21 protein-coding genes and 2 pseudogenes are annotated in these 20,572 nt (G+C 27.0%); 20 read left to right on the plus strand and 3 right to left on the minus strand.

Features of this window, described 5'->3' with window-relative positions; genetic code table 11:
• The first annotated feature begins 97 nt into the window (after positions 1-97).
• From EXT02_RS00100 to EXT02_RS03095, 19 genes and pseudogenes are all read left to right on the plus strand, one after another.
• Entirely contained in the window at positions 98-655 is a 558-nt protein-coding gene (locus tag EXT02_RS00100) for an ECF-type riboflavin transporter substrate-binding protein (RefSeq protein ID WP_069028004.1), read from the plus strand.
• Between the two features lie 57 nt (positions 656-712).
• Positions 713-2,479 (plus strand): ABC transporter ATP-binding protein, encoded by a 1,767-nt coding sequence (locus tag EXT02_RS00105; RefSeq protein WP_130427274.1) that lies wholly within the window; start codon positions 713-715, stop codon positions 2,477-2,479.
• Entirely contained in the window at positions 2,469-3,302 is an 834-nt protein-coding gene (locus tag EXT02_RS00110) for an energy-coupling factor transporter transmembrane component T family protein (protein WP_130427276.1), read from the plus strand. Before EXT02_RS00105 ends, EXT02_RS00110 begins: the two co-directional genes overlap by 11 nt.
• Before the next feature lie 863 nt (positions 3,303-4,165).
• On the plus strand, positions 4,166-4,630 hold the full coding sequence (locus tag EXT02_RS00115) for a hypothetical protein (protein WP_130427278.1): 465 nt from the start codon (positions 4,166-4,168) through the stop codon (positions 4,628-4,630).
• A gap of 105 nt (positions 4,631-4,735) precedes the next feature.
• The gene (locus EXT02_RS00120) at positions 4,736-4,969 is read left to right on the plus strand and encodes a hypothetical protein (RefSeq protein ID WP_130427280.1); all 234 of its coding nucleotides are present in this window, start codon (positions 4,736-4,738) and stop codon (positions 4,967-4,969) included.
• Between the two features lie 11 nt (positions 4,970-4,980).
• Complete coding sequence (locus EXT02_RS00125; RefSeq protein ID WP_130427282.1) at positions 4,981-5,160, plus strand: hypothetical protein; 180 nt, start codon at positions 4,981-4,983, stop codon at positions 5,158-5,160.
• A gap of 450 nt (positions 5,161-5,610) precedes the next feature.
• Complete coding sequence (locus tag EXT02_RS02875; protein ID WP_165383225.1) at positions 5,611-5,763, plus strand: hypothetical protein; 153 nt, start codon at positions 5,611-5,613, stop codon at positions 5,761-5,763.
• A 99-nt stretch (positions 5,764-5,862) separates the two neighbouring features.
• The gene (locus tag EXT02_RS00130) at positions 5,863-6,315 is read left to right on the plus strand and encodes a hypothetical protein (protein ID WP_130427284.1); all 453 of its coding nucleotides are present in this window, start codon (positions 5,863-5,865) and stop codon (positions 6,313-6,315) included.
• The gene (locus EXT02_RS00135) at positions 6,302-6,700 is read left to right on the plus strand and encodes a hypothetical protein (protein WP_130427286.1); all 399 of its coding nucleotides are present in this window, start codon (positions 6,302-6,304) and stop codon (positions 6,698-6,700) included. Before EXT02_RS00130 ends, EXT02_RS00135 begins: the two co-directional genes overlap by 14 nt.
• A gap of 228 nt (positions 6,701-6,928) precedes the next feature.
• Complete coding sequence (locus tag EXT02_RS00140; RefSeq protein ID WP_130427288.1) at positions 6,929-7,303, plus strand: hypothetical protein; 375 nt, start codon at positions 6,929-6,931, stop codon at positions 7,301-7,303.
• Between the two features lie 170 nt (positions 7,304-7,473).
• Positions 7,474-7,893: pseudogene (locus tag EXT02_RS00145) on the plus strand (ABC transporter permease subunit); the annotation flags it as partial.
• On the plus strand, positions 7,880-8,380 hold the full coding sequence (locus tag EXT02_RS02970; protein WP_240682808.1) for a hypothetical protein: 501 nt from the start codon (positions 7,880-7,882) through the stop codon (positions 8,378-8,380). The pseudogene EXT02_RS00145 and the gene EXT02_RS02970, both read left to right, overlap by 14 nt.
• Positions 8,352-9,134 (plus strand): ABC transporter permease, encoded by a 783-nt coding sequence (locus tag EXT02_RS00150; RefSeq protein ID WP_240682809.1) that lies wholly within the window; start codon positions 8,352-8,354, stop codon positions 9,132-9,134. The genes EXT02_RS02970 and EXT02_RS00150 overlap by 29 nt, the downstream gene beginning before the upstream one ends.
• 112 nt (positions 9,135-9,246) lie before the next feature.
• Positions 9,247-9,441: a hypothetical protein gene (locus EXT02_RS02975; RefSeq protein WP_240682810.1), complete on the plus strand. Its 195-nt coding sequence runs from the start codon at positions 9,247-9,249 to the stop codon at positions 9,439-9,441.
• 17 nt (positions 9,442-9,458) lie between these two features.
• A complete protein-coding gene (locus EXT02_RS00155) occupies positions 9,459-10,400 on the plus strand; it encodes a Sapep family Mn(2+)-dependent dipeptidase (protein WP_240682811.1) in 942 nt (313 codons plus the stop codon).
• Between the two features lie 44 nt (positions 10,401-10,444).
• The gene (locus tag EXT02_RS02980; protein ID WP_240682812.1) at positions 10,445-10,618 is read left to right on the plus strand and encodes a hypothetical protein; all 174 of its coding nucleotides are present in this window, start codon (positions 10,445-10,447) and stop codon (positions 10,616-10,618) included.
• A 110-nt stretch (positions 10,619-10,728) separates the two neighbouring features.
• Positions 10,729-11,765 (plus strand): annotated as a pseudogene (locus tag EXT02_RS03175) (ABC transporter ATP-binding protein).
• 16 nt (positions 11,766-11,781) lie between these two features.
• Entirely contained in the window at positions 11,782-12,027 is a 246-nt protein-coding gene (locus EXT02_RS03090; protein WP_165383226.1) for an ATP-binding cassette domain-containing protein, read from the plus strand.
• Positions 12,028-12,055: 28 nt separating this feature from the next.
• Positions 12,056-12,556, plus strand: coding sequence for an ATP-binding cassette domain-containing protein (locus EXT02_RS03095; RefSeq protein WP_276318972.1), 501 nt, complete (start codon positions 12,056-12,058; stop codon positions 12,554-12,556).
• Positions 12,557-12,644: 88 nt separating this feature from the next.
• Here EXT02_RS03095 and EXT02_RS00175 read toward each other — a convergent pair whose 3' ends face one another.
• Complete coding sequence (locus EXT02_RS00175; protein ID WP_240682816.1) at positions 12,645-15,635, minus strand: S1 family peptidase; 2,991 nt, start codon at positions 15,633-15,635, stop codon at positions 12,645-12,647.
• Positions 15,636-16,112: 477 nt separating this feature from the next.
• On the opposite strand from EXT02_RS00175, the gene EXT02_RS00180 reads away from it, so the two are divergent.
• Positions 16,113-16,526 carry an Hsp20/alpha crystallin family protein gene (locus EXT02_RS00180; RefSeq protein WP_069028016.1) on the plus strand — a complete coding sequence of 138 codons (414 nt, stop codon included), beginning with the start codon at positions 16,113-16,115 and terminating at the stop codon, positions 16,524-16,526.
• Between the two features lie 220 nt (positions 16,527-16,746).
• On the opposite strand, the gene EXT02_RS02880 is transcribed toward EXT02_RS00180, so the two are convergent.
• Both EXT02_RS02880 and EXT02_RS00185 read right to left on the minus strand, forming a co-directional pair.
• Positions 16,747-16,920 (minus strand): hypothetical protein, encoded by a 174-nt coding sequence (locus tag EXT02_RS02880; protein ID WP_165383227.1) that lies wholly within the window; start codon positions 16,918-16,920, stop codon positions 16,747-16,749.
• A 211-nt stretch (positions 16,921-17,131) separates the two neighbouring features.
• On the minus strand, positions 17,132-19,894 hold the full coding sequence (locus tag EXT02_RS00185; RefSeq protein WP_130427296.1) for a cation-translocating P-type ATPase: 2,763 nt from the start codon (positions 19,892-19,894) through the stop codon (positions 17,132-17,134).
• Between the last annotated feature and the right edge of the window lie 678 nt (positions 19,895-20,572).

Raw genomic sequence — 20,572 nt, forward strand, 5'->3', positions numbered from 1 at the left:
TGAATAATTTAAGCTTTGAAATTAAAAAACATTACAAGCAAAACCCCAACCCACTAATATTTTCAAAACCCAAACCATTTATTAAAGGAACTAACCAATGTCAAAAGATGATTCTATTAAAAAAACTGTTACTATAGGACTGAGTGCTGCGATATTTTTTGTTTTAAGTTGTTTTGCCTCTATTCCTGTGGGATTTAATGTAAGTATTGAAACTTCAGTCGCTTTTTTAGCTTTCATTGCTGTTGCTTTTGGTCCTGCGGTTGGTTTTTATTTAGGACTTATAGGACACACCATTAAAGATTTTATTTTGTTTGGAAATGTTTCTTGGAATTGGGTTTTATGCTCTGCTCTTATTGGATTTATTTACGGATTGCCGCATAAAATAATTGATCTTAAATATCAAGTGTTTACCAAGAAAAAAATTGTTTACTTTTGGCTTTATCAGGTTGCTTGTAATTTTATAATTTGGGGTTTTTTTGCTCCTCAAAGTGATTTATTGATTTACGGACAACCACCTAAACTAGTTTATTTACAAAGTTTTTTAATAGTAATTTCTAATATTTTAGCTTATAGTGTAGTAGGAATTAAATTAATGTCTATGTATTCTTGTCATTACACTAAACAAGCTACTTTAATTAAAATTAATAATTCTTAAATATTTTTAAACATCCTTAATCAATTTTTTTATTTTATAACTTCAAAGAGGAACTTTATGCCAAAACCATTAATCATTTTTAAAGATTTTAGTTTTCAATATTATAGCCAACAAACGCCAACTCTAAATCAAATTAATTTAACTATTTATGAAGGACAAAAAGTTTTGATTGTGGGCAAAAATGGTAGCGGTAAATCTACTTTTTTAAAATGTATTAATGGTTTGATTCCTCATAGTTATCAAGGAAAAATTACAGGTACTGCTATTATTAAGGATAAAGTCTTGACACAAACCAATATCTTTGATCTATCTTTGGATGTGGGTACCATTATGCAAGATACAGATAATCAATTTGTAGGTTTAACAGTAGCAGAAGATATAGCTTTTGCCTTGGAAAATGATGATTTGCCTCAAAGTGAAATATATCAAAAAGTAAATATGTGGGCACAAGATTTAGGATTGCAATCCTTTTTAGATTACAAACCACAAGAACTTTCTGAAGGTCACAAGCAATTAGCATTGATGGCAGGAGTTTTAATTTATAATCCTTCTATTTTGTTATTTGATGAATCTCTATCCAATCTTGATCCTGTTTCAAGATCCAAAATGACTGCTTTAATAAAAACTATTCATCAAAAATACCATTCGACTATTTTAGTTATCGAACATTATTTAGAAGATATTTTAGATGATTCTTTTGATAGGGTAATAGTATTTGAAGATGAAAAAATTATTTATGACAATTCTCCCCAAAAATTAATTTTAGAAAATATTTTAACTAAACAAGGTATCCAAGAACCAACTTATATTAGTGCTTTGAAAAAGGTTGGTATCAATTTGGGAAGCCTTCCTTATTTATTAAATTTGCCTGCCTTACAATCCTTAGATTTTGTTCAATATTTTTCCAATCAATTAACAAATTTAAAAAAATGTGCTATTTCTCAAAACGACCCAACTCAATTATTGCCTTTTTTCCCCAAACATTTTGCCCCAATTTGCCCTATTTTGCAATTAAAAAATATTTCTTATCACTATGAATCCAAACAACCCAATATTTTAAATGACATTTCTTTGGATTTATTTCCAGGAAAAATGATTAGTATTGTTGGTAAAAATGGTAGTGGTAAATCTACTTTAGCCAAAGTTATTTGTGGTTTTTGTAATCCTCAAGCAGGAACTATTTTATTAAATAATCAAGATTTAACACATTTGTCTTTACAACAAAGATCAGAAAAAATTGGTTTTGTCATGCAAAATCCCCACCATATGATTTCTCAAAAAACTGTTTTTGAAGAAGTATCATTGGGGCTTTTAGGCAAACAACTTTCATTAACTGAAATAAAAACCAAAGTGCATGCCATTTTGAAAACTTGTAATTTGGATTGTTTTGTTAACTGGCCTATTTCTGCTCTTAGTTTTGGACAAAAAAAAAGACTTACCATTGCTTCTATTTTAGTGATGCAACCCCAAATTCTTATTTTGGATGAACCTACCATAGGACAAGATTTAAAACATCACACACAAATTATGACTTTTTTACAAAAGTTAAATAATAAAGGAATTACCATTATAATTATTACTCATGATATGTCTTTAATGCTTAATTATACTCAAAGAACTTTGGTTTTGGAACAAGGAAAAATTATTGCAAATACTACTCCTTTAAAAATTTTTACAGATATGTCTTTAATGCAAAAAACTTCTCTCAATCCTATCAGCTTGATTGTTCTTATCAATAAATTGCCATTTACATCAGAACAAAAAAATGTTTTGTTAACTCAAATGTTGGCTTTTTTAAGGGAGGATTGTTGTTATGGCAAATAGTATGTTACAATATTTACCAGGTAATACTTTCATTTATAAAATCCAAGGAGCAACTAAGTTATTGTTTTTAATTTTGGTTTCAGTTGCTTGTATGATGGTCTATCATGTATGGTTTTTGTTAGGACTTGTCTTTTTTTCTTTGTTTTTGTTTTGGTGTGCTCAAATTAAATGGCAGCAAGTAGCGTTTGTAGTTAAAGGAACTTTCTTTTTTTTGTTTGTAAACAATATTATTATTTTTTTTTGTTTTAGAAATTATGGTACTCAAATATATAACTCCAAAACCCCCATTCCTTTATTTTTTAATCTTTTAACCCAAGAACAATTATTTTATCAATTTAATGTGTTGTTAAAATATTGTTGTATTATTCCTTTATTTTTAATCTTTATTATAACTACTAATCCCAGTCAATTAGCTGCTAGTTTAAATAAATTAGGGGTTAGTTATAAAATTAGTTATGCTTTTGCCCTTACTATTCGTTATATTCCTGAAATTCAAAAAGATTTTAAAAATATTTCTCTCAATCAACAAGTACGAGGTATTAAAGTTGTTAAAAAAACTCATTTTTTGGCTCGTATTATTGCAGATATTAAAAGAATTGCTCTTATTATTCCTCCTTTGATTTTCTTTAATTTAGATAAAATTGATGTAATTACTAATGCTATGCAATTGAGGCGTTTTGGTAAATACAAAACAAGAACTTGGTATTATGAAAAATCTTTTAGTATTCTTGATTTGTTTACTTTTTTATTGGGATTGGCACTTCTTTTGCTTGGTGTGTGGCTTTTGTGCCTTTATGATAGGTTTTATTATCCTTTTGCCTAAAACCCTTTTTGATAAAATATTGCCAAATTATTAACATCAAACAATTAAATATTTTGAAAAATTATAAGATCAACTCTAAAAAGTTGGTTTTTTTTGTTATATAAAATTGCAAGAAAAAAACTCATTATATAAAGATGAGTGAGCAAAAAATTCCTTTTTTTTGTGATAAAATGATGTTAATAGCAATATTTTTATTTTTAAATTGCTGTTGTAAAAAAAGATAAAGGAGTGAAAAAGTGTTAGGTGGTTAATAAAAAAATGTCAATATACTTTTAAAGTATTTTTGATGCAATTTAGCAAAAAAATTGTATTTTTGTATTTTTATTGTATTTTTAATTTTTTAAGTTTTTAAATATTGAGTTTTTTTGTTTTTAAAATATATTTTTATTTTGTAGTTTTATTTTTTAATTGTTAAATATTTTTGTTATAAATCTCAGTTTATATCAAAATAATACTAAATATTTATTTTTAATTTTAAAAAAACTTAACTTATTTGGTGTCATATGTTATATTTTTAAAATATTAAAATACTTGATACAATATTTAAATACCAAAATTACTGCAATTTTACTATTTATATAAAACAATATTAGAAAGTATTTTTTTCAATATTATATAAAATATAAAATCATATAAAAAGAAAAGGAAATAAAGGAAAAATAAATGTCAAAGAAAAATAAAGGAGTTCCAAAAGCCAATCAAGCAAATCGGAAATCAAAAGTAAAGAATTTTTTTAGTGCGTTAAAAAAATATTTTTTTACAGATTTTACCAAAAAAAGGTTGTTACATGGACAGTACTTGCATTATTAGTAGTAGGTGGTGTACTTGGTTATCTTTTATGGCCTAAATCACAAGTTTTAAAAGTGAAATTTTATAATCAAGAAGGAAAAGTTGTCAAAGAGTTTAAAGTTGATAAAAATACTAAACTTTTAGATAAAGATACTAATAAACAAGATTTTGAACCACTTGGTAATAAATTTAGATGGTGTTTGGAATCTGATAAAAATAAACAAGTAGATTCAAACCGAGTTAAAGATTTTCAACCTTTATATGAAAAAGTAACTCAAAGTTTAAATTTATATCCGTTAGTTTTACCAGATGATAAAAAACTAGTTACTTTTAATTTTAAAAAAGGTAATAAAGTTAATGCTTTGTTAGTTGATAAAGGTGCTGATAGTGCTGATGTAAAGACCAAAGTAGATCAATTAGAAAAACCTGCAAATGATAACTTTAATTTTTGTGGTTGGTTTCGTTTTGGATATGGTGGTGAATCATTTTTAGAACCGTATCAATTTGGAACAAAAGAAGAACAAAGAACAAAAGATTAAAAAGCCTCTAATCAAGTAAATGATGATTTAGTTTTACATGCTTATTTAGAACCTAAAGATTCTAAAGCTGTAACTTATAGTGATTATGAAACTTTTAAAAGCAATATGAAAACAAATGTAGAACACATCAATCCTTTTACTTGGGAAAAAGGTACGCAAATTGATTTTTTAAAACTTTTATCTTCTTCTTTTGTAGATACAGAAGAAATAGATTGGGACAAAGCTGTTCGAGATGGACACGCTTCTTATGCACATGATTTTTCTAAATTTTCACAAGAACCTAATGGTCCAGGAAAAGTTCAAGAAGGCACAACTGAGACTTTATCAACAAAGGTTTAAAAAAGAAATTTATGCCTGGTTTATTACAAGATTTACCATTTCATGAAGAATTAAAAGATCTTTCGGGTAATGAGTATTATGAAAAATCAAAAGAAGTAACTGCTACTAAGTTTACATTTAAGTTTAAAGAAGATTTAAAATTTGAAAATGGAGAACCTATTAATGCAGAAACTCTAAAAATATACTCTTAAAAGAAGAATAGATCCAAATTGTAAAAATAAACAAGCAGAATATATATATATATATATATGATGAAAAATATTTAGAATTGAAAAATGCTAAAAAGTATTATGAACAAAAATCAGAAACTAAAGTTGATTTTGAAGAAGTAGGTGTTAAAGCAGTTCAAGGGGATCCTTTTTAACATTTGAATTACATTTCGATCAACCCAAAAGTTTATTCAAAGTAGTAAATAGTTTAAATATGGTTATTTTAGTTCCTCCCAAAAGTTATGATGCTGCTTTTTTTCAAAATGATGCTCAAACCCAAACTTCTTATGGAACTGTTAACTTCACTTTCCAATCTTACGGACCTTATGTAGTGAAAGAATGGAGTAATAATCAAAAATTTTTTTTAATAAAAATTATAATTATTTTGATAAAAATAAAGTTGCTTATAAATCAATTGTTAAAAGAGTTGTTATGGAAAATAATGTATTTGAATTTATGTTTGAAGAGAAAAAAATTAACGCATTACCTTTAATGAATGATCCGATGTATCACAAATATAAACAACATCCTTTATTAAAAATGAGTCCTGTTGATAAAAGACAAACATTATGTTTTAATAATTGAAAAAGAGGAGATAAAAAAGCAACTCCTAAATTATTAGAAGATCTAGATTTTAAAAAAGCAGTTTTATTTGCTCTTAATAGAAGTGATGTAGGAGAAAGTGTGGATGTATTTAGTGATGGAGAGTTGGCTGTTGTTCCTAAAATAACTTCTTTTTTAGAAGAACCTTTAATGTATAATGAAAGCGAAGAACACAAAGCAAATATTCAAGATTTTGAACCTGAAAATAAAGGTTATAATCCAACTAAAGCTTATGAATTATTTAAAAAAGCTTATAATCATTTATTTGATGCAGATAAACAAAAAACAGTTGAAATAGAATTTTTAGTTGCTAAAACACAAGAAGAAAGAGTTAACTTAGCTCGTTTTGTAAAAAACCAATTAAAAAATTGTTTTAATCAAGAAGGAAAAAAAGTAGAAATAAAAGTTAATGTGGTTGCTGAATGGAATAATTTTGTTAACCAACTATTGCTGCCTTATAATTATGATATGGTATTTGAACCTGTATCAGGTAGCTCTAATGGATACATATTTTTTCAACATGCTAGAACTTAGCCCTAAAAAATGGAGTTTTGGAGTAGGATTTGAATTAGATAAAAAAGTCCTTGATCTAGATTTTGTAGAATTAAAAAAAGATCTAGATGCTTCTTCCAACAAACCAGCTTGGTACAAACAATTTACCCAAGGTCTAGATAGAGTTGTAGAAAAACAAAAAGTTAAAGTTTTAGATGGAACTGGCCAACCTCAAAAAGGTTCAGACGGTAAAGAAGTTTATCAAGAGCAAAAAGATGCAAATGGCGAAACTTTAAAAGATGAAAACGGAAATGTTATGTATGTAGAAAAAGAAGTTGAAATAGAACCTAAAGTGCCAGGAGTAAACGAACAAGGAAAATGGCAAGGAACTGTTTCACAATTTAAAACTTTTTTACTAAAACATTAAATGATTCTGCCAATTATTCTCAATATAAACAAAAAAACATTACTTTATGTTTTTGGAAAGTTAGAAAAAGTTTTTTGATAATTTAGTTGATGTGCCTTTGTCTACTGTAAGAGGTGGATAAGTATACAATGATATGAAATTTTTATGGCCTAATTTTAGTGCTGAATGGAGTTGAGGACCTGATTATTATAAACATTTAACAAGTGATCTAGATTATAAACTTTAATTATGTTAAAATATATTATTAAAAGATTGCTTTTAGCTATTTCTTGCTTTTTGTTAATTATTTTTTGTTGTTTTATTCTTACTAAAATATCAATTACAAAACCTTTACAACCTCTTTTAATGTCTGATTTAGCATGGAAAGATATGTGTGAAAAAGAAGGTTATGACAAACCAGCCCTAACTCAGTTTTGGAAATGGTTTAGTCATGTTTGTAAAGGAGATTTTGGTTTTTCAACTAAATTAAATCAAAATATTTATGATGTTGTTAAAAGTAAAATCTCATTTACTTTTAAGATGAATATCATTCATACTTTATTATCAGTTCCATTAGGGATTTTATTAGCAATATTAGCTACTATTAAAAAAATTCTTGGATAGATTATAGCATTATTTTTTTTGCTATTATTGTTATGACTTTAGGAACTTTAGTAATTGCCATTATGGAACAATATCTTTTTGTTCATGTGTGGCATTTATTTCCTTATCAAGTAGCAACTTCGATGGAATGGAAAGAAAAAGGCTTTTAGGTTGGAGTTAATTCTTATTTACTTCCCTTAGCATTTATGACTTTGTTAAGTATGGTTTTTTACATTAGAAAAATTAGAGCCGAGTTAATTGAACAAAACAATCAAAATTATTTTTTGTTAGCTCACTCTAAGGGGCTAACTTTTGGCCAAACTATTAATCGTCATGCCTTAAAAAATTCCTTAGTACCTTATGCTCCTGTCTTTTTTGATGAATTCGTGGGTTTAATTACAGGCAGTTTTTTAATTGAAAGAATTTTTTCTATTGATGGTGCAGGAAGACTTATGATAGAAGCATTCCAAACTCAAGATCAACCTTTATTAATGTTTTGTTTTGGGTTTTATACCTTCATTAGTTTAATTACTAATATTTTAGTTGATTTATCATATCGCTTATTAGATCCAAGAATTAAGATAGGGAGCAAAAAAGATGAAAGTGCTTGATCCTAAATATTTTGTTCTGATAAATCAAACTTTGCTTGATAAAAATATTACTTCTGAAAATAAAATTGTTGGTTATTATCGCAATACTTTTAAAAAATTATGGAAAAATAAAAGTACCAAATCAGCTTTATTTATGATTTTGGTAGTCTTATTTTTTACTGCTGTAGGACCTTTTATTAATACTCTTCCTAAAACTACTCAAGAAAAAGAAAAATCTTGGATTGCTTTATTACCTCCAAAAATCCCTTTTTTAGAAAAATTTGGTATTTGTGATGGTACTAAAAAAGTAGATTTATATTTAGATGAAATTGAACAAATTAAAAAATTTAATCCTAATATTATCAAAAAACAACAAACCATTAAGGACAACAAACAAACAGTTATTTTAGATGCTTATCTTTATTGTGAATATGAAAAGTCATCTATTAATTTAACTTTTACCCAAAAAGAATATGATCTTGCCAAACAAAATAAAAGCCTTATTTAATAGTACTCCTTTGCAAAATGGATTGTATAGAGTAAAAATTCGTTTGTTTAAATATGTATTTAACAAAACGTCTGGAAAAACTTATTTTTATTTTGGTACTACTCATGAAGGAAATGATTTGTTTACTCAAATATGGAAAGGTTATTTTATTTCTCTTTCCTTTGCTTTTATTTTTTCGGTTTGTACTTTAATTATTGGTACTATTATTGGAGCTATTTGTGGTTATTATGGTGGCTTAGTTGATTTGATTGTTAATAGTATTGTTGATTTTTTAAGCTATTTGCCCTTTATGACTTTGGTGTTGGTGTTAATGCTAAAAGTAGGTATTTCTTTTTGGACTATTATTGGTGTTTTTCTAATTAAAGGTTGGATTGGATCTTTTTATTATTCACGCGCTTCTTTTTATCTTTATAAAAATAAAGAATATATTATTTCTGCAAGAATGCTTGGAGCCTCTAATTTGCGTATTATGTTTAAACATATTTTTCCCAACATCATAGGACTAATGATAACTAGTTTTACTCTTGCTATTCCAGGATTTATTTTAACTGAGGCAGTTTATAGTTTTGTAGGAGTTATTAAATATCCTGAAGTATTTATTAGTATTGGTGAATTGCTTGATAAAAGTTTTGATAAAATTGGGTCTTTTTCTTATTTATTAATTTTTCCGATGAGTTATTTAATTTATTTAATGTTTGCTTTTGATTTGTTGGGAAAAAACCTTAGAGAAGTTTTTAATCCTGCTTCTAATTAGTTAAAATGGTGCATTTTATTTGTAAATATTTGATACAGTTTTGATATAATTAAATTTAATAAACAATTAAAATAAAAAAATATCCAAAATAATAAAAGAGGTTAGATAATGGTTGATTTTAAAAAAAGAAGTTTTAAAAAGAAAAAATGCTTTAATCGAGACTTTTCAAAAATTATTAAGAATCAACACTAAACTTACCACCTTTGATTCTCATAGAAAAGTAGATCCTTTTGGCGAAGGCAACCAACAAGCCCTTAATTTTATGCTGGATTTAGGTAACCAAAGTGGTTCAAAACTCTTAATTTAGAAGGTTACGCAGGTCACATGGAATATGGAGAGCAAAAAGAATGGGTTGGTATGATTGGTCATTTGGATGTTGTTCCTGCAGGAACTGGTTGGACTTATCCTCCTTATGAAGCTTTAATTGTGGATGATAAAATTTATGGTAGAGGTTCGCAAGATAACAAAGGGCCTGTGATAGCTTCTTATTTTGCTTTAAAAATATCAAAAGAACTCAATTTGCCTTTATCAAAAAGAATTAAATTTATTTTAGGTGTTGATGAAGAAACAGGATTTCGTTGTATGAAACACTATTTTACCAAATTACCTAAAATGCCTGTATCTGGTTTTGTTCCTGATAGTCATTTTCCTGCTGTTTATTGTGAAAAAGGACTTGCATTTTTTAATTTTGAAGGTGAATTTTCAGATAACAAAATTGTAAGTATCCAAAGCGGGCAAGCCTCTAATGTAGTTCCTAATTTGGCAGAAGCACTTTTAGTTTATGATCCTGTTTATAAAACTTTATTTGATGAATATATGCAAAAAAGTGATATGAAAGTATCTTTAAAAAAATATTCTAATTTGTGGAAATTAACTGTTTATGGCAAATCAACTCATGGTTCTACTCCTGAAAAAGGAAAAAACGCTCTTTATGATTTGATGAAAATGCTAAAAGTATTAGGAATCAACAATAATTTAGTTAATTTTTATGATAAATATTTAGTAGATAGTTTAGATGGTAAAAAATTAGGGATTGATAATTATGATGAAGAAACTTATAATATGGTTTGTTTTTCTGGAGTTTGTAAATTAGAAAAAAATAAAACTTCATTTGCTCTTAATTTGAGATATCCTAAAGGAATTATGTTTGAAAAAATCCTTTTTCAATTAGAAAAGGCAGCTAAAGAGAATAATTTTCTTTTAAAACAAGGGCTTCATTATCCTATTATGTATGTTGATCCCAAAAGTGATTTAATGAAACATTAGTAAAAGTTTATCAAAAACATACTCTTTATTTTACTTCTAAGCCTATGTGTATAGGAGGTGGTTCTTATTCAAAATGCGATCCTAATTTAGTTCCTTTTGTACCTGCCTTTATTGACTTAAAAAAATTAGCTCATCAAGTGGATGAATTCTTTACAATTGATCAATTACTTACTTTAACTACAATTTATACTGAATCCTTATATCTTTTATCTAAATAAACAACCAAAAAACATCTAAATAAACAACCAAAAAACATCTAATAAACAATCAATCCCCCAACTAAAATATATTTATATACAAATTAAACAAATATATAAAGGAGTTATTTTTGAAAAAAGAAATACTTAAAATATGTGATCTAAATCTTAATTTTCTTGTTAAAAAACATTTAATCTATGCACTAAGAGGGATTAATTTGTCTCTTGGTGAAGGCGAAATTTTGGGGTTAGTAGGAGAATCGGGGAGTGGTAAAAGTGTTATTTCTAAAGCTTTAATGGGACTTTTACCTGATAATGCTTTAATACAAAAAGGTTCTATCCTTTATAAAGACCTAGATTTAGCCCAAATGAAAGATAAATAATTTAATAAAATTAGAGGAAATGAGATTTCTATTATTTTTCAAAATCCTCTTTCAAGTCTTAATCCTTTAATTAAAGTTGGTAAACAAATCTATGAAATCCTACAATTAAAAAAGACTAAAAGCACTCATCAACAACGCAAAAATCAAGTATTAAAATTGATGGAAGAAGTATGAATTCCCGAACCTATGAAGTGTTTCAATCAATATCCTCATCAACTTTCAGGTGGGATGTGTCAAAGAATTGTAATTGCTATTGCTCTAGCTAATGAAGCCAAAATTTTAATTTGTGATGAACCTACTACAGCTTTGGATTTAAGTGTGCAAAAAAAGATTTTGTATTTGATTAAAAAATTACAACAAGAAAAAAAGTTTTCCATTATTTTTATTACTCATGATTTAGAAGTAGTTAAATATGTAGCTGATAGAATAGCTGTTATTTATGCTGGTAGGATTTTTGAATATGGGACTACTCATGAAGTTTTTATAATAGTAAACATCCCTATACTTGGGCTTTTTTGCAATCTATGCCTGTTTTTGCCAAGAAAGGCAACAAGTTAAAAAGTATTCAAAGAAATCCTCATCTGCTTACTGCTCCTATTTTGGGGGATGCTTTTGCTCCTCGTAATCCTTATGCTTTAAAAATTGATTTTGAAAAAGAACCTCCCATGTTTAAAATCTCTGCTACTCATTATGCAAGTGGTTGGTTATTACACAAGTTTGCTCCCCGAATTGAAGTCCCTGATTTAATTTTGGATTTGCAAAAGAAAGGAGGATATTGTAATTAAAAACAATAAAGTTATTTTGGACGTTAGTAATGTTTCTAAAATTTTTCCTAATAAATTTCAAGGATTAAAAGATGTTTCTCTAACTATTTATAAAGGTGAATGTTTTGGATTAGTAGGACAATCAGGTTCAGGCAAAATTACTTTAGGACGCATTATGGCAGGTATTATTCATGCTACTGCAGGAACAGTTTTATTTAGTGGTAGTATGGATAAAAAAACATATTTAGTTCAACAAGGTTTTAAAAAATCCCCAAAATCTTAAAGATAAACAAAAATTAAAAGAGATTCAAATGATATTTCAAGATCCTGATCGAGCTCTTAATCCAAGAATGATTGTAAGAGATTTAGTAGAAGAAGGTTTGATTTGTCAAGGAATTAAAGATAAAAATAAAAGAAAAGTACAAGTTTTGGAAATGATTAAATTAGTAGGATTGCAAGAAAGTGATTTGGCGCGTTATCCTCATGAATTTTCAGGAGGACAAAAACAAAGAATTGTAATTGCTAGAGCCTTAATTGTAAAACCTACTTTAATTATTGCTGATGAACCTGTTTCTGATTTGGATGTTTTCATTCAGGCACAAATTCTTAATCTTTTAAATGAATTGAAAGAAAAATTAAAACTTACTATTGTCTTTATTTCTCATGATTTATCCATAGTTAAGTATTTTTGTGATAGATGTGCTGTAATGTATCATGGTAATGTAGTAGAAATGGCAAATGTTAAAGATATTTTTGTCTTTCCTCAACATCAATATACTAAAACTTTATTGAAAGATGCTAATTTAAGTTAAGTTGAAGTGTGGGAAAATAAATCAATATACTAAAAACAAGATATTAAGATAAAAAGAGACTTTTTAAGTCTCTTTTTTTTATTTAGTTCTAAAAAGACAAAAAATATTGTAATTTATATGCAATACTGTATTTATCTTTAAAACTTTTGATATATATTATTACAAAAACTATAATGCAAATAAAAGTCCATATTAAAAATATTGCTATTTTTGCATTAGTAATGTTTAGTATTTTATTTGGGAAAATATTATTTTTGGGAAATGTAATAAAAGGAAATTGACTTTTGTGTAGATGATAAATATCTTGTTGAGAGCAAATATTAATTAGATTTCCTTGAGAATCAAAGGCAAACCAATTATTATAATAAAGGCTTTCTTCTAAGTTAAAATAATTTTCTAAAAAAGTACTATCTATTGTAATTGCTTGGCTGTTTGGGTTATCTAGTAATGCTAAATGGCTTTGAAAAATATGAGGCGCTAAGGCTTTATCAGAGATGTTATTATGATTACTAATTAAATATATTTTTTCTCCTAATAAAAGTTTTTTATCAGGAACAAAGGTACAAACAGGATAATTTGTTCTAGATTCAAAAGTTATGTAGCTAAAAGGATTATTGTAGGTGGCTATGGTTTTGTATTTTCCTTTTTCATCTTGTAAGCCAAAAGGTGTTTGGATAGTTATTTTAACATTTTCATTACAAATATTTTGAAAAGCATCTAAGAGATAAGAAGTGTCTAGGTTTGTTCTATTTTTTTGTAAAATGACAGTATATATAAAAGTATTATCGGAATTATTTACAGTTTTTTTGTCAATGATAACTCCTAAGTTGATATTTTGGGAATTGTAATAATCTTGGCATAAAACTATAGTTTTTAACATATCTTCTTTAATTATTTGTTCTTTGTTATCAAAAAGATTATAAAAAGTATTTGGTTTTTTGGGGCTTTGGAAGGTGGTTTTTGCCAATTTGATATTAGTTTCTAAAATCTTTTTTTGGTTTTCTAAAATGTTGTTATAAGAAAAAGTTTGTTTAGTAAATGATAAAAACATTTTATCTATGTCAATTTTAGGTATTTGAATTATTTCTTCATAACTTTTTTTATTGTTATAATCAAAAATTTGAATTTGTAAAGAGATACTAAATTGATTAGTGTTTGCTAAACTAATTTCTAATTGCTTGTATTTGTGAGTATCAAAATTAACTAATTGTATTGTTTCCAAACCATGACAATTTATTGTAAGTAGAGTTTCTTGGTTGTCTTTATTTTGAAAAATTATTTTTTGTTCGGGTTGTTCTTTTATATAAGTATGGAGGTCTTCTAAAAAGATGTTGGTTTGGATGTGGTTTTTTTTTTCGTTTAGTTTTTCATTTTGTAAGATGTTAAGTTCGTTTGCAATATGATTTGTATTAGTGTTAGTCGTTTGGAATGCAATATTATTTGGGTTGTTATTTGCTATGTTTTCTTTTTTGAATTTGAGTAAAGTATAGAATTGTTGTTTGATGTAGTTAATGTTAATTGATTGAGAAATACGCAAAATTTTATGATAACTCCTATTTATGCCTATTAATTTTCCTTCAGCATTAAAAAGAGGTCCTCCGCTATTGCCTGAATCTAAGGTCATATCAGAGTTAATTTCTTTTTCATTGAGAAAAGCAATAACTCCTGTTTTAAATAAATTTTGTCTAAATTGAGGTCTTTGGTGAGGCATTAGGTCAAAATACCATTGTTCCCATTTTAGTTTTGTTGGTTTTTGAAATTGGTTAGTTTGTAAGCCTTTTTGGCAACCTAATACCCAAACTTGTTCTCCTTGATGTATAGGTATTTGTATATCTTTATCAAAATTAATGTATTTGGCAAGAACTTCATCTAATTTTTTAGTAGTATCGGAGTTAGGAATAGTAAAAGTTATGATAGCTATATCGTCGTATTCACGATTGTTATTAATAAAAGCATATAGTTTTGCTTGCTTGTTTAATCCTTGATTGTTTTTGATTGTTATTTGTTTTTGGTGATTTGATGTATGATAAAAACTTTCAATTACATGACGATTAGTTAGTGCATAATATATGGTGTGGTTATTTATTTGTTCTTTGTAAACAATTATTCCTGTTCCTAGGCTATAACCAGTATTGATAAATAAAGTAATTAAATTGATGTCTTTTAGTATTTGGTTGTTGGGCGGTTCTTTTTCCTTTGTCTTTGTCTTTGTTTCTGTATCTTTATCTACTATATTATTTATATTATTGGGGTTGATAATTGCATTGATAAGTTTTATTATTGGAGGTTCGTCATTTATTATAGGTTTATTAAAATTTATGGAAGGAATCACTTTAATATATTTAATTCCTTTTTCTTTTTTTATTTCAGGAGTTATTAAAAAACCAATTAAATTGCCTTTTTCAGTCCAAAACATAGTTTGTTTATTGTTGGAATTACAACGACTAGAAATAGCAATAAATATTTCATCTAATTCATTGTTAACTTCAATATCTTCACTTATATGACTTTGTTGAAAGGCAATTGCTTGTGGTATAGTTGTAGAAAAAGAATGAATTGGCTGTCCTTGGTGATATTTGTTTTGTCTTTGTAAAGGAGTAATTATATATTGTTTGTGAGATTTAAAAGTGATAATATCAAAATCTTTTAATAAGGGAGTAAAAATATTATATTGAGTTAATACTTGATTTTGAATAGTGCCCCATTCTTCTCCTTGGGGATTTGATAATTTTATAATGCTGTTTGGTTGTATGATATTTTTAGGAGTAAGAGCAAAATATATTTTTTTTTCTGAATTGTTAATTGATGTTGTTTTTTCATTTTCATTGTCATTATTGTTTGTGATTTTGAAACTATAAAAAATAATTCCCAAAGCAGTTTTATCATTTGTATGTATTTGCCAAATTTGGTCTTTGTTGGTTTGTATTTGATTAGTATTTTTAATTTGTTCTTCCTTAATATCTTTTTTAATGTTTTCTTTTAAAATGTCTTTTTCTTGTTCCAAAGCTTTAATAGTTTGTTTAATAGTTTTAGTTTGTTTATTTTCATGTAGTTTATCAAAATATAAGGAATTATTCATAAATTGAATAGTATAAGAGTAATTTTGTAATTGAATAAAACTTAGCCAAAAAAGAATAGATATGTTAAAAAATAAGATAAATTTACGATAAAAATTAATTCTTTTCATAAAACTCTTTTCTAATTATGAGCGATGTTAAATAAAATATAAATAAAAGTATTTTTTTTCTTTTGGGATTTATTTCAAATTTAAAACACCCTTCATTATTATTTTACCCTAAAATTTATTTATTAGTTTGTAAAAAAAATAGCAATAATGTATTGACAGTGCCAAAAATTTTTGTTAAAATAAAATTGAGCTTAAAGGATTAAATGTTTTATACATATTATAAAAAATAAAATAAATATAAGAGATTATCAAAAAAGATAGTAAAGATTTATATTTTCATCTAAAATCGCTTTAAGTTCAAATGAACAAATTATAGAAAATCGTTTTTTCATTTTTTAAGTTAGAAAGAAGAAAAAAGGAGTGATAAAAATGCTATTTAGTTTAATTAATCAAAATCAAGATTTATTAGAAAATTTATTTGAAGATTTTAAAACAAATTCTTTAACTAACAACAACAATATTATGAAAACTGATATTCAAGAACAAGATAATCAATACCTTATTACTATTGAATTACCAGGTTTTCAAAAAGAAGATGTTAAAGTTGCTTTGGAAGAAGGTTATTTAGTAGTTGAGGCTAAAAATTCTAAAAAAAATGAAATTAAAGAAGCTAATTTTATACGTAAAGAAAGATTTCAAGGATTTTTGAGACGTAGTTTTTATTTAGGTGATGATTTTCTTTTAGAAGATATTAAAGGTTCTTTGGAACAAGGTTTATTAAAATTAAGTGTTCCTAAAAAAGAAGTTAAACCCAAAGAAAAACGTTATATAAAATTAAATTAAGATATAATAAAAACAAGTTAATTACTTAACTTGTTTTTATTATATATATGATTAATATTATTAAAAGAAATAACCTCTTATTTATAAGAGGTTATTATGAAATGCTTCAATTATGAAAATAATCATTGGTAGTTGTATTCGTAGGTACAATAATCAGATTTTGTGCCATTGGATTTATATTCTTGTTTTTTTGATTAGTTTTCCTTGTGGAGTTTGGGTTTTAGTTGGTTGAGAGTTTGTAAGTTTGTGTGGGCGGTTTAAATGTTTCTTCTTTTGTTTGTTCTTGTTTAGATTTTAAAACCCAACAAACACCTAAAATTAATCCTAACATTAATACTGTAAATGATATTGTAAGTACAATAAAGTTTTTATTGTCTTTTTGTGGTTGTTGCATATTTTTTGTCTCCTTTATCATTTCCTTTTATTTTTATAGGGAACAAAAAACATTTCCCTTACTTTTATTTTACTCTTTTTTTTGCGTAAAGAACGCTCAATAATAGTTAAAAAAGTAGTTTTATGAGTTTAGGAGACTTAATAATTATATTAATAAACAAAAAAAAGACCTCTAAAAAAGAGGTCTTTTATAAATTATTTCATTGTAAGTATTAGTTTATTTTTGATTGTTTTTGGTTCTTAAATACAAATACTTTTTTCCAGATAGTATCAAATAATAACATAACTAAAGGACATAATAATAAACATAAATAATGAGATATATTAATATCCTTAGTATGGAATATATCACTTAAAGAACTAAATTTAGTAATTAATACAAAGAATAATACTTCAATTATAATACCATAGTACAATATTTTATTAGGTTTTTTTATAGTTTGCCAAAAGTAAAGTTTGTTAGAACGACAAGCAAATGCGTTTCCTACTTGAGCAAAGATAACAACTCCAAATGCCATAGTAGAAGCTAGGAAGAAGTTGTCTTTTGTATTAAAATTGTAAACTGCACAAAAAAATGCTAAAGACATTAAACCTTCAACTATTCCTAAAAAGCCATAACTACGTTTTAATACTTTAGCGTCCATTAGATGGTCGTTTTTAGTACGTGGTTTTTGGACTAATAAACTTGGGTCAGTTTCTTCAGCTCCTAGAGCAATAGCAGGAATTAAGTCAGTTAAAAGATCAATTGCTAAAATTTGTAAAACATATAAGTAAGGTTCTGTAACTCCTAAAAAAGCAATAGCGATGAAAGGAAAGATTTGAGGGATATTAGAAGCAAAGACATAAGTCATGAATTTTTTGATGTTTTCATAAATACAACGTCCTTCTAAAACAGCTTTGGAAATAGTTGCAAAATTATCATCTAATAAAATCATATCAGCAGCATTACGAGCAACATCAGTGCCTGCTTTTCCCATAGCAATTCCTATGTGAGCTGCTTTAAGGGCTAAAATGTCATTAACTCCGTCGCCAGTAACTCCTACTACTTCTCCATTTTTGCGGTATGCTTGAACAATTTTTAATTTATGTTTGGGAGTAGTGCGCGAAAAGACAACTGGATGAGGGCTTTTGAGGACTTCTTGTAATTGTTCTAAAGACATTTTGTCAAGGTCACAACCGTCTAAACCAACGAACTTGTCTTGGATGATTCCTACTTGTTTACCAATGGCAGCAGCAGTAAGACTGTAATCTCCTGTAATAATAGTAATTTTTAGTCCTGCTTGAGTTAAGTTTTTAACTGCTTCTTTAACTTCTTCTCTTGGTGGGTCGTAATTAACTGCAAAACCTAAGAAAACCATATCTTCTTCTAGGGGAGGATTTTGTTCAATTTTTTTGTAAGCAAGAGCAAGAACGCGGTATCCTTGGCTTGCAAATTGGTCGTTTTGTTTAAGGAAAGATTCTTTTTCATGAGGGCTAAAAGGACTTACTTGAGAACCTTTGTATTGCATTTGACATTGTTCAAGGACAATATTAGGAGCTCCTTTAATAAAGAGATATTGTGAATTGGTGTCATATGCAGGTTCTTGGTTGTTTTTAACTAAGACACTCATTTTTTTACGTTCTGAAGTAAATGGGTTTAATTGGATGATTTCTAAGTTGTTTTTTACTTCTTCAATGTTGTAACCGTATTTTTTAGCAGCAATTAATAAAGCTCCTTCAGTAGGATTACCGATTAATTCAAATTGGTGGGGTTTAGTTGGCGTAGGAACTAATTTAGCCTCAGAGCATAGAACTGATGCAATTAAGAATTTTTCAATTCCTTTTTTGGAGGCAGTATTGTTTGGGCAAACACTAAATGTTTGTTCGTCGTTATAGCCAGAACCTTTTAATTTGATAGTGCCATCAGGAGTTACAATTTTTCTTACTGTAAGTTGGTTTTGAGTTAGAGTTCCTGTTTTATCAGTACAAATAACAGTAGTAGAACTGAGGGTTTCTAGGGAAGAGATTTTTTTAACTAAAGCGTTTTGTTTAGCCATTCTTTGAGAACCAACTGCTAAACTTAGATTAACGGTAGGAAGTAAGCCTTCAGGAATGTTTGCAACTAACATACCAACTGCACAAACAATTGCTGCTCTAAAAGAATCTATATTATATTTTTCTGCTTTGAAAAAACAAATCATAAAGACAAATAAAGCTGCACAAGAAGCAATAATACTTACTTTTTTAACAATATGGTGCATTTCTTGGTCTAGAAGGCTTTTGCCTTTTTCAATGCTTTGAGCAATGCTTGAAACTTCTCCAATTTGGGTGTTATTTCCAATAGCATAAACAACTGCAAAACAACTACCTTGAGTAACTGTAGTACCTGCATAAACTAAATTAGGCATTTCAGCAATGGAATGATTATCTTCGAGGTTTGGCATTTCAGTACGGTTTAAAGGAATGGTTTCGCCTGATAACATTGAGTTGTCAACAAAAAAGCTATTAGATTGAATAATACGTGCATCTACTGGAACTTGGGTTCCTGTTTCTAAAAAGATGACATCTCCAATGGTAAGTTCAATAACATCCATTAATTCTATTTTTTTGTTGCGGTAAACTTGAACTTTTTTAGGAATCATTTTACCTAAGGAAGACAACATTTTATCAGCTTTGTATTCTTGGGAAAAAGAAAATAAGCCATTTACAATGATAACTAAAATAATAGAAATACCGATGGCTGCTTCTTTGGGATTAATTACAAAAATCATTAATGCTGCTATCCATAATAAAATAGCCATTATCGAGGTGAATTGTTTGATGAATTGTTGCCAAAAAGGAAAAGATTCGCCTTGTTTGATAATATTTTTACCGTAGAGAGTTTGTCTTTCTTGGGCTTGTTTGTCAGTAAGTCCGCAAGCATCGGTGTTTAGATGTTTGACAACAGCATCTTTATCAAGACGACTGATTTGCAAAATTTCTTCTTTTTTATTCATATAAAGTTGTTTCCTTTGACTAAATTTTATATTTTAGTATTTTGTTAACTGATATATAAAAAATATTTGCAAGGCTATAATGGTGGATAAAATTAAATGGAATAAAGGAATTCAAAATAATAAGGATGCTAATTGAGTAAGATAATTTTTAGTTGGGGGAGTTTGGTTGGGGTTTTGAGTTATGTGGTTTATGTGGTTTGTTAGTCTTGTTTGTGTGCAAAGTCATTTTTATGTTTTTTTTGCCTTCTTGCTCTTGACTTTTTGTTTTGCATTTGCAAGTTTAATAAATTAGTTATATTGTTTTTATAACTACTAAAAATAAATCAGAAAAGTGCCACAACCAAAGTTATAAAGTATTATCTTGGGTCAATTTTGCAAAATTAAATTATTTTTTAGTTCGTTTATTCTAGTCATCTTTCTTTTGATGATCAATTATTTTTTATAAGCCTGATTAAATTATAACAAAACAAAAAATAAAAGCTAATAATAAATGTTAAAAAAAATGCATTATTTTGGGAATTTAGAACCAAAAACCGTTATTTTGGGAATTATTTGGGTGGAATTGGGTGAATTTTGAAAAAAATTGTTATTTTTTTGTATCCGTTTTAGTTAATTTTTGGCAGTTGTTGTGATTTGGGATTGGATGAAACAAAATAATAAATTTTTAAGGATGGAATT

Origin of the sequence: 'Catharanthus roseus' aster yellows phytoplasma (genome assembly GCF_004214875.1) — a bacterium.
Taxonomy (GTDB): domain Bacteria; phylum Bacillota_I; class Bacilli_A; order Acholeplasmatales; family Acholeplasmataceae; genus Phytoplasma; species Phytoplasma asteris.

What these genes read in the sequence shown, in the direction of transcription:
- EXT02_RS00100 (WP_069028004.1), top strand. Translation starts at nt 98, where the DNA reads ATGTCAAAAGATGATTCTATTAAAAAAACTGTTACTATAGGACTGAGT.
- EXT02_RS00105 (WP_130427274.1), top strand. Translation starts at nt 713, where the DNA reads ATGCCAAAACCATTAATCATTTTTAAAGATTTTAGTTTTCAATATTAT.
- EXT02_RS00110 (WP_130427276.1), top strand. Translation starts at nt 2,469, where the DNA reads ATGGCAAATAGTATGTTACAATATTTACCAGGTAATACTTTCATTTAT.
- EXT02_RS00120 (WP_130427280.1), top strand. Translation starts at nt 4,736, where the DNA reads ATGAAAACAAATGTAGAACACATCAATCCTTTTACTTGGGAAAAAGGT.
- EXT02_RS00125 (WP_130427282.1), top strand. Translation starts at nt 4,981, where the DNA reads ATGCCTGGTTTATTACAAGATTTACCATTTCATGAAGAATTAAAAGAT.
- EXT02_RS02875 (WP_165383225.1), top strand. Translation starts at nt 5,611, where the DNA reads ATGGAAAATAATGTATTTGAATTTATGTTTGAAGAGAAAAAAATTAAC.
- EXT02_RS00135 (WP_130427286.1), top strand. Translation starts at nt 6,302, where the DNA reads ATGCTAGAACTTAGCCCTAAAAAATGGAGTTTTGGAGTAGGATTTGAA.
- EXT02_RS00140 (WP_130427288.1), top strand. Translation starts at nt 6,929, where the DNA reads ATGTTAAAATATATTATTAAAAGATTGCTTTTAGCTATTTCTTGCTTT.
- EXT02_RS02970 (WP_240682808.1), top strand. Translation starts at nt 7,880, where the DNA reads ATGAAAGTGCTTGATCCTAAATATTTTGTTCTGATAAATCAAACTTTG.
- EXT02_RS00155 (WP_240682811.1), top strand. Translation starts at nt 9,459, where the DNA reads ATGGAATATGGAGAGCAAAAAGAATGGGTTGGTATGATTGGTCATTTG.
- EXT02_RS02980 (WP_240682812.1), top strand. Translation starts at nt 10,445, where the DNA reads ATGTGTATAGGAGGTGGTTCTTATTCAAAATGCGATCCTAATTTAGTT.
- EXT02_RS03095 (WP_276318972.1), top strand. Translation starts at nt 12,056, where the DNA reads ATGATATTTCAAGATCCTGATCGAGCTCTTAATCCAAGAATGATTGTA.
- EXT02_RS00175 (WP_240682816.1), bottom strand. Translation starts at nt 15,635, where the DNA reads ATGAATAATTCCTTATATTTTGATAAACTACATGAAAATAAACAAACT.
- EXT02_RS00180 (WP_069028016.1), top strand. Translation starts at nt 16,113, where the DNA reads ATGCTATTTAGTTTAATTAATCAAAATCAAGATTTATTAGAAAATTTA.
- EXT02_RS02880 (WP_165383227.1), bottom strand. Translation starts at nt 16,920, where the DNA reads ATGCAACAACCACAAAAAGACAATAAAAACTTTATTGTACTTACAATA.
- EXT02_RS00185 (WP_130427296.1), bottom strand. Translation starts at nt 19,894, where the DNA reads ATGAATAAAAAAGAAGAAATTTTGCAAATCAGTCGTCTTGATAAAGAT.